This window comes from Flavobacterium sp. UBA7680 (genome assembly GCF_002482975.1).
GTDB lineage: Bacteria > Bacteroidota > Bacteroidia > Flavobacteriales > Flavobacteriaceae > Flavobacterium.
Genome location: NZ_DLHA01000051.1, coordinates 1 through 7,729 on the forward strand (window position 1 = coordinate 1; position 7,729 = coordinate 7,729).

8 protein-coding genes are annotated in these 7,729 nt (G+C 32.0%); 6 read left to right on the forward strand and 2 right to left on the reverse strand.

Going from position 1 to position 7,729, the window contains the following annotated elements; genetic code table 11:
* Window positions 1-26: 26 nt before the first annotated feature.
* From B3C18_RS21725 to B3C18_RS21740, 4 genes are all read left to right on the forward strand, one after another.
* Complete coding sequence (locus B3C18_RS21725) at window positions 27-257, forward strand: hypothetical protein (RefSeq protein WP_291151730.1); 231 nt, start codon at window positions 27-29, stop codon at window positions 255-257.
* 2 nt (window positions 258-259) lie between these two features.
* Window positions 260-1,180 (forward strand): PstS family phosphate ABC transporter substrate-binding protein, encoded by a 921-nt coding sequence (locus B3C18_RS21730; protein ID WP_291151711.1) that lies wholly within the window; start codon window positions 260-262, stop codon window positions 1,178-1,180.
* Window positions 1,181-1,196: 16 nt separating this feature from the next.
* The gene (locus B3C18_RS21735; RefSeq protein WP_291151714.1) at window positions 1,197-2,867 is read left to right on the forward strand and encodes a tetratricopeptide repeat protein; all 1,671 of its coding nucleotides are present in this window, start codon (window positions 1,197-1,199) and stop codon (window positions 2,865-2,867) included.
* Window positions 2,868-2,968: 101 nt separating this feature from the next.
* A complete protein-coding gene (locus B3C18_RS21740) occupies window positions 2,969-3,601 on the forward strand; it encodes a 7-carboxy-7-deazaguanine synthase QueE (RefSeq protein ID WP_073410564.1) in 633 nt (210 codons plus the stop codon).
* Between the two features lie 81 nt (window positions 3,602-3,682).
* Here B3C18_RS21740 and B3C18_RS21745 read toward each other — a convergent pair whose 3' ends face one another.
* Both B3C18_RS21745 and B3C18_RS21750 read right to left on the reverse strand, forming a co-directional pair.
* Window positions 3,683-4,228, reverse strand: a complete 546-nt coding sequence (locus tag B3C18_RS21745; RefSeq protein ID WP_291151718.1) for a YfiT family bacillithiol transferase — start codon at window positions 4,226-4,228, stop codon at window positions 3,683-3,685.
* Between the two features lie 13 nt (window positions 4,229-4,241).
* Window positions 4,242-4,949 (reverse strand): class I SAM-dependent methyltransferase, encoded by a 708-nt coding sequence (locus B3C18_RS21750; protein WP_291151720.1) that lies wholly within the window; start codon window positions 4,947-4,949, stop codon window positions 4,242-4,244.
* Between the two features lie 74 nt (window positions 4,950-5,023).
* Between B3C18_RS21750 and B3C18_RS21755 the strand changes: the two genes are divergently transcribed.
* Window positions 5,024-5,518, forward strand: a complete 495-nt coding sequence (locus B3C18_RS21755) for a YkgJ family cysteine cluster protein (RefSeq protein ID WP_053472553.1) — start codon at window positions 5,024-5,026, stop codon at window positions 5,516-5,518.
* Between the two features lie 113 nt (window positions 5,519-5,631).
* Entirely contained in the window at window positions 5,632-6,867 is a 1,236-nt protein-coding gene (locus B3C18_RS21760; protein WP_291151725.1) for an ABC transporter permease, read from the forward strand.
* Window positions 6,868-7,729: the final 862 nt, after the last annotated feature.

Below are 7,729 nucleotides of genomic sequence, written 5' to 3' on the forward strand. Positions count from 1 at the left end.
CCTATTACTATTCAATCTGCAGAATAATGTTAAAAGATATGCTTAATAATATTCAGAAGAAATCGCTCAAAGAGCGATTTCTTCTTGTTTTAGGAATACTGTTTTTTTTAATATATCTTGTGCTGGGTTTAATGATTATGTTTTGGGAAAAACTTCCTTTAGATATGCAACCTAAATACAGATATGCTTTTGGTGGGTTGTTGATTGTATATTCAGCAATACGTTTTCTTAGATTAATTAATTCTAATAAGGACTAAATATGTTAAAATATAGTAAAATTGTGGGAGTGGTTCTTCTTGTTTTTTTGTTTGCCATGTGTAACCAAAAAAGCAAGAATGATACAAAAGAAACAATTTTAAAAGGATCAATTGATATTACAGTTGATGAAACTGTAAAGCCAATTATTGATGATCAAATTGCTGTTTTTGAAGGAACATATTACGAAGCTAAGATTACTGTTAAACCAAAATCTGAAGCTGAGTTAATAAATGATTTAGTAAATCAGAAAGCAAAAGTAGTGGTAACTGCTCGAAATCTTACGAAAGAAGAAGTACAGCGTTTTGAAAAAAACAATATCAATCCAAGGATTACGCCTTTTGCGAAAGATGCAATTGCATTAATTTCAAACAAAAGCAATAATGATACATTAATTGCGTTGAAAACGGTAATTGATTTTATGCAGGGAAAACCCAATACAGGGATTAAAGGTCTTGTTTTTGATAATCCAAACTCTAGTACGGTTCGATATATGAAAGAACTGGCAAAAGTAAAAGATCTTCCAACACAAGGTGTGTTCTCTTTTAAAACAAATGACGAAGTAATTAAATTCGTTTCAGAAAATGATGGAATGATTGGCGTTGTAGGTGTAAATTGGTTAGTACAGCCATCGCCAAATATGGTTGATGTTGTAAAGAAAATAAATGTTCTAAGTGTAAAAGGATTAAACGATAATAAGTATTATAGTCCTACACAAAATGATCTTGCAGAGGTAAAATATCCTTTGGCACGTGATTTGTTTATAATTAATTGTCAGGGTTATTCTGGATTAGGAACGGGGTTTGCTTCGTTCGTTGCAGGAGAAATCGGACAGCGAATAGTTTTGAAATCTGGATTACTTCCGGTAAGAACTCCGGGAAGAAAACTTCAGATTAGAAATGAAATTTTAAAAAATAACGAATAAATTAATGACTATAAAGATGAATAAATTTAAAATTTTTAGTCTTGCTATGATTGCTACAGCTTCTGTTGCAAGTGCGCAAGATATTAAAGAAGCAAAAAAGGCAATCGATGCTGAACAGTTTCAAAAAGCAAAATCATTACTTAAATCAATCATCAAAGCTAAGCCTTCAGATGGAGAAGCTAATTTTGTTTTAGGTAATATTTACTTAAACCAAAGTGTTGTTGATTCTGCTAAAATCTATTACTTAAACGGAATTGAAGCATCAGATAAGAAAAACTTAAACTATATTGGTTTAGGTCAAATCGATCTTGATAATAAAAATGTTGCTAGCGCACAAGCTAACTTTGCTTTAGCTACAAAAGATATTAAACGTAAAGATATAGAGGAATTCGTTTACATTGGTAAAGCTTACATGAACTCTGTAAATCCTGATTATACAAATGCAGTTGCAAGTTTGAAAAAAGCTTTATTAATAGAGCCGCAAAATGCAAATGCACTTTTAACAATTGGAGATGCATATTACGGAGCTAACAATCAAAATGATGCTTACAAAGCTTACCGTGATGCTTTTACAGCAGATCCAACTCTTTTAAGAGCAAAAATGCAATTAGGTGTTTTATTAAAAGGAGCAAAATCTTATGATGAAGCTATTAAATCTTTCAATGAAGTTATTGCTATAAATCCAAATTACGGTCCAGTTTACAGAGAATTAGCTGAAACATATTACAAATGGGGAAGAAACAAACCTTCTACAGCTAAAGTTAATTTGCAAAATGCGATTACAAACTACGAAAAATACCTAAGCTTAACAGATTACTCTTTAGATTCTAAAATGCGTCACGCAGATTTCTTGATCTTGGTAAAAGATTACAAGAGTTTAGAAACTGTAGCAAACAAAATGATTGCTGAAGATAAAGTAAATCCTAGAATCTTTAGATATTTAGGTTACGCAGCTTACGAAAACGGAAACGTTGATGTAGCTATTAAATCTATCGAAGACTATATCAAAACTCCAACAAATAAAGTAATTGGTAGAGATTATTTATATTTAGGTTTATCTAAAATTAAAAAAGGTACAAATGCTGAAGGTGCTGTAGATCAGGCTTCATTTGACGCTGGTCTTGCAGATATCAAAAAAGCAATCGAATTAGAGCCATTAGTAGTTGAAGAACTTAATGATTTAGGAAAAGCTTTATTTGGTAAAAAACAATTTGCTCAAGCTGCTTCTATCTTTGAATTTGGTGCGAACAACAAAGATTCTAAGAATTACTTAGATGATAACGTTTATTACGGTATTTCTGTTTACTATGCAAATGCTAATAAAACTGGCGGAGCTGTTGCAGATGCTACTCAGTTAGCTAAAGCAGATGCTGCTTTTGATAGAATTTTAGTTGCATCTCCAACTTATGACGAAGCTTACTTATACAAAGGAAGAATCAATAACTTGTTAGAGAAAGATGATTTAATTATCAAAAACTACGAAGAATACGTTGCTAAAACTACTGCAAAAGGTGCTGAAGAATTAGCAAAACCAGCTACAGTTAAAAAAATCGTAGAAGCTTACAACAGTATTGGAGCAAGTTATGCAAACACTGACAAAGCAAAAGCAATTGAATATTTCAATAAAACTTTAGTTTTAGATCCAGCAAATACATACGCTTCACAATCTGTGAAAGCTTTAAAATAATATAGTTTTAAACTAATTTATTAAAACCGATAGTTCGCTTTGAACTATCGGTTTTTTTGTTCCATAATTAATTGACTATCTTTGCACATTAAATTAAAATAATGTTACCAAAAGAAATACAATTAGAAGTAAACAAAGGAGCAATGCTGCCTTTGATGGAAGAATTTTATACCATTCAGGGCGAAGGTTTTCATACTGGAACTGCTGCTTACTTCATTAGAATTGGAGGATGTGATGTTGGGTGTCACTGGTGTGATGTGAAAGAGAGCTGGAATGCAGAACTGCATCCGCCAACAAATATTGATGTAATTGTAAATAATGCTTCAAGTTATGCAAATACAGTTGTAGTTACCGGCGGAGAGCCGCTTACATGGGATATGACTTTGTTGACACAGCAATTAAAAGATAAAAACTTAAAAGTTCATATCGAAACTTCTGGAGCCTATCCGTTATCTGGAACTTGGGATTGGATTTGTCTTTCGCCAAAGAAAAACAAACTACCAACACCAGATGTCTACGCTAACGCGCATGAATTAAAAGTAATTATTTATAATAAGCACGATTTTATTTTTGCAGAAGAACAAGCAGAATTAGTTAATGATAATGCTATTTTATTTCTTCAGCCAGAATGGAGTAAAAAAGAAGAAATGACTCCACTGATTGTTGATTATGTAATGAATAATCCGAAATGGAGAGTTTCACTTCAAACACATAAGTATTTAAATATACCTTAAATCATAAAAAAAACCTCTTCTAACTTAAGAAGAGGTTTTTTTATGTAATAAATACACACTGTATAAAAAAGAAACATTTTATTATTTCCAGTTTTTCTGATTCTTTAAATTGACAATCTGTGCAAGATGATGATTTCCATGCCAGGCATACATCCCAATAATTTGTTGAATTCGATATTCAGAATTATTTTCAGGATGAATAAATGACCTTTCTAAATCAACTTCAGATAAATTTCTCATTATATAAGATAATCTAAAATGCAATCCTTCTAATAAATTTAGTGTTGGAGCGATTGGCATCGTTAAATTATCCGGCAGTTCAGACCACAATTTTTCATCATAAGGTTTTATAATCGGATTGTTTTCCGTTAAAGCCCACTTTAATCTAATGTAACAATTCATGTGGCTTTCGGCGCAATGATGAATTACTTGTCGAACCGTCCAGCCTTCTGGACGATACGGAGTGTCTAATTGCTCATCATTAAGAGGAGTAACTTCCTTTTTTAGTCTTTCTGGAAAAGTCGAAATTTCTTCAATCTTATCTAAAATATATTTAGACGTGAATTCTTTAGGAACTTCAAATTTTCCTATAGGGTATTTTAATTTTTCTAAATCTAAATTTTCCATGATTAAAAAATATTTATATTGAAAGTCGTGCCAGATAATCATAATGATCACCTTCCGTAACTAATTCACATTTTAATCCGTTTGCAATTGCGGCATTCTGCAGTGTATTATAATCTAGATACAACCAATCAAAAGTTTCTTCTTTTTCTCCTTTGTACGATATAGTAAAAGTAAGCTCCCCATAATACTCTGTTTCAGACGGAATCCATTTTCCGCCATCTTCATCTTCGTCAAACATATAAATAATATCAGAACTGTCAATTAAAATTTGCCCGCCTAAATTCAAAAGCGATTTTAGTTTTGATAAATACGTATTGCAGTTTTCTAATTTCCCAAAAATACCGGTTCCGTTCATCAGTAAAATAATCGTATCAAATTTTTCTCCTTCAAAATCTAATATATTTTCAACTTTAGCATTTTTTAATCCGCGAAGCTTGCAAGTTTCAATTGCTTTTTCAGAAATATCTATTGAAGTAACATCTAAATTACGATCATTTTGTAAAGACAAACTGTGACTTCCGGCTCCACATCCAACATCTAAAGTTTTTCCTATTGCTAATTGTAAAGCCTTTTGTTCAATTTTCGGCATTTCATCATAAGAACGAAATAAATATTCAACACTCATTTCATCTTCTTCAGAAATTGAAGTTTCGGTAATAATATTTTCGGGCGAATTATTAGTTTGGAAATCATACATCGCTTTCCCAAAAAGATCTTTCATCGTAATTTAGTTCAAAGTTTAAGGTTTCAAGTTTAAAGTTGTTTAATTTTGCAGCTCAACTTTAAATATTAAACTTGAAACAGATTTTAAATAACTTAAATAAGTTAGCCAAAGATAAGCATATCGAAAACAAAAAGTATTTTGATAAGCTGAAAAAGAAACAACCAAAGAATTTAGATTACGTTATGCAAGACTTGCATGACGCCGAATTTAAAAAAACGGACTGTTTACAATGCGCCAATTGCTGTAAAACAACTGGGCCACTATTTACTTTGGCAGATATTGAAAGGATATCAAAATCTTTCAGGCAAAAACCACAGCAATTTATTGACCAATATCTGCGTATCGATGAAGATAAAGATTATGTTTTGAAAAGCGTTCCTTGTACTTTTTTAGATAGCGAGAATTATTGTATGATTTATGACGTAAGACCAAAAGCCTGCCGGGAGTTTCCGCATACAGATCGCAAAAAGTTCCATCAAATTGCAGATCTGACTTTAAAAAATGTTGCAATTTGTCCCGCCGCTTATAATATAGTAGAAGAAATGAAAAAGAAATTACCACTTTAAGCGTTTAAAGAGCATTGTTACTTTAAGATTATACATTTCGCTTTTTAAAATGTATTTTTGAATAATCTGATCGAAGAAGAAACGAGAAATATAAATCATAACAGAACCCTAAATTGAATCTAGAATACTTTATAGCAAAAAGACTCATCACTGCAAAAGATTACAAAAGCAGTATATCGGCACCAATTATTAAAATTGCTATTTCGGCAATTGCAATTGGTATAATTATGATGATGGTTTCTGTCGCAACTGGAATTGGGTTGCAACAAAAAATACGCGAAAAAGTTTCTGCTTTCAACGGTCAGATTATTATTTCGAATTACGACAATAATAATTCAGAGATAACTCTAATTCCAATTTCGAAAAAACAAGATTTTTATCCAAATTTCAAATCGGTTCCAGAAGTAAGCCATATTCAGGCAGTCGCAAGCAAAGCTGGAATAATTAGAACAGAAAACGCTTTTGAAGGAATTGTTTTTAAAGGAGTAGGAGCAGATTATAATTGGAACAATATAAAAGAATATTTAGTAGAAGGTAAACTGCCTGATTTTTCAAAAACACTAACCGAAGAAGTTATCATCTCAAGATTTCTTGCAGATCGACTGAATTTAAAATTAGGTGACAGTTTTAACACCTTCTTTATAAAAGAAGAACAAGGAAAACTGCCAAACAGCCGCCGATTTAAAATCGCAGGAATTTTTAGTTCAGGATTCCAGGATTTCGACGCTACATATATAATAGGAGATATTCGTCATATTCAGCGAATCAACAAATGGACTCCAGACCAAGTTGGAGCTTTTGAAGTTTTTGTAAAAGACTTTACAACTATTAAAGAAACAGGAAATCAGATTTACGAACAAATCTCATCAAATCTCGATACAAAAACAATTACAGAAAAGTACAGTTATATTTTTGATTGGCTTCAGCTTTTCGATTTCAATATAATTGTAATCCTTGCCATAATGATTCTAGTTGCTACAATTAATATGGTAGTCGCATTGTTGGTTCTCATTTTAGAACGCACACAAATGATTGGAATCCTAAAAGCATTAGGAGCAAATAACTGGACAGTCCGCAAAGTTTTTCTATACAATGCATTCTACCTAATCGTTCGAGGATTGTTTTGGGGTAACTTAATTGGAATTACACTGCTGTTAATTCAACAGCAATTCGGAATCATCCATCTGAATCCCGAAAACTACTATGTTAACCAAGCTCCCGTATATTTAAATTGGGGTTATATAGTCCTGTTGAATTTACTAACCATTACGGTATGCTTCTTAGTATTATTAATTCCGTCCTATATAATAACGAAAATCTCTCCGGTAAAAGCAATTCGCTTCGATTGATTCAATAAAACAAGAAATTTCAAAACCTGTCGGGTTTATTTTTTATACATATATTATGTATAATATTATAATTGCGTCCCAATTTTCTGTAGAGACACAGCAGTGCGTCTTATGCGCAACGTGTATCTATTATATATAGTAATGTCCTGCTGAGGGAAGTCGAAGCCTTTTAGTTTGGAATTTGGATTTTAAAAAATTTGGAATTTATTTTTATAAGGAGCTTAATCCCGCTATCCGCTTCAATCTTTTATTTTGAACCCCAAAATAAAAGGATTTCCGCTTCTATCGGGGCTAGGGCATAAGTTTCCAGAAGAAAAACATCCCGAAAATAGAAACTTAGCGCCTCTGCGGCTTTGCGAGATTAATAAAACGGCATAAAAACCAGACTTTGTATCTTAGTGCCTTCGCGGCAAAACCAGCCAAAACAACTGTAAAACATAAAAATTCCTCAAAAACGGGATAGGGAAGTGGGGTAAAATAAAGAAAAAGCAAAGGACTGTAGAAAAACCTGACAATGTTTCAAAAAATAATGAATTGTAAAAGTTGTGTTATCAGAGAGTTAAGGAATAATTGAAAAAAAGATTGAAAATAGTTTGCAAAAAGGCTTGCGTAACTGGAATTGTTGTGTACTTTTGCACCCGCAACAACGAAAGACGTTCCCTGAAATACTGACAAGCCGACTGATCAAACAAAAAGAAATTTTCGAAAAAAAAGATTAGAAAAAGCTTGTGAGATTTGAAAAATGCTTTTACATTTGCACCCCGCAAAACACGGAAGCTCTTTGAGAAACTGGAGGAAAAATTAGAAAAAGGAAACGAAAAAAAAGTTTCAAAATTTTTTTAAATTTTTCTTGCGAGAAACA

Bases quoted from the DNA above. Each gene is read 5' to 3' on its own strand.
- B3C18_RS21725 (WP_291151730.1), top strand. From the start codon at position 27: ATGTTAAAAGATATGCTTAATAATATTCAGAAGAAATCGCTCAAAGAG.
- B3C18_RS21730 (WP_291151711.1), top strand. From the start codon at position 260: ATGTTAAAATATAGTAAAATTGTGGGAGTGGTTCTTCTTGTTTTTTTG.
- B3C18_RS21735 (WP_291151714.1), top strand. From the start codon at position 1,197: ATGAATAAATTTAAAATTTTTAGTCTTGCTATGATTGCTACAGCTTCT.
- B3C18_RS21740 (WP_073410564.1), top strand. From the start codon at position 2,969: ATGTTACCAAAAGAAATACAATTAGAAGTAAACAAAGGAGCAATGCTG.
- B3C18_RS21745 (WP_291151718.1), bottom strand. From the start codon at position 4,228: ATGGAAAATTTAGATTTAGAAAAATTAAAATACCCTATAGGAAAATTT.
- B3C18_RS21750 (WP_291151720.1), bottom strand. From the start codon at position 4,949: ATGAAAGATCTTTTTGGGAAAGCGATGTATGATTTCCAAACTAATAAT.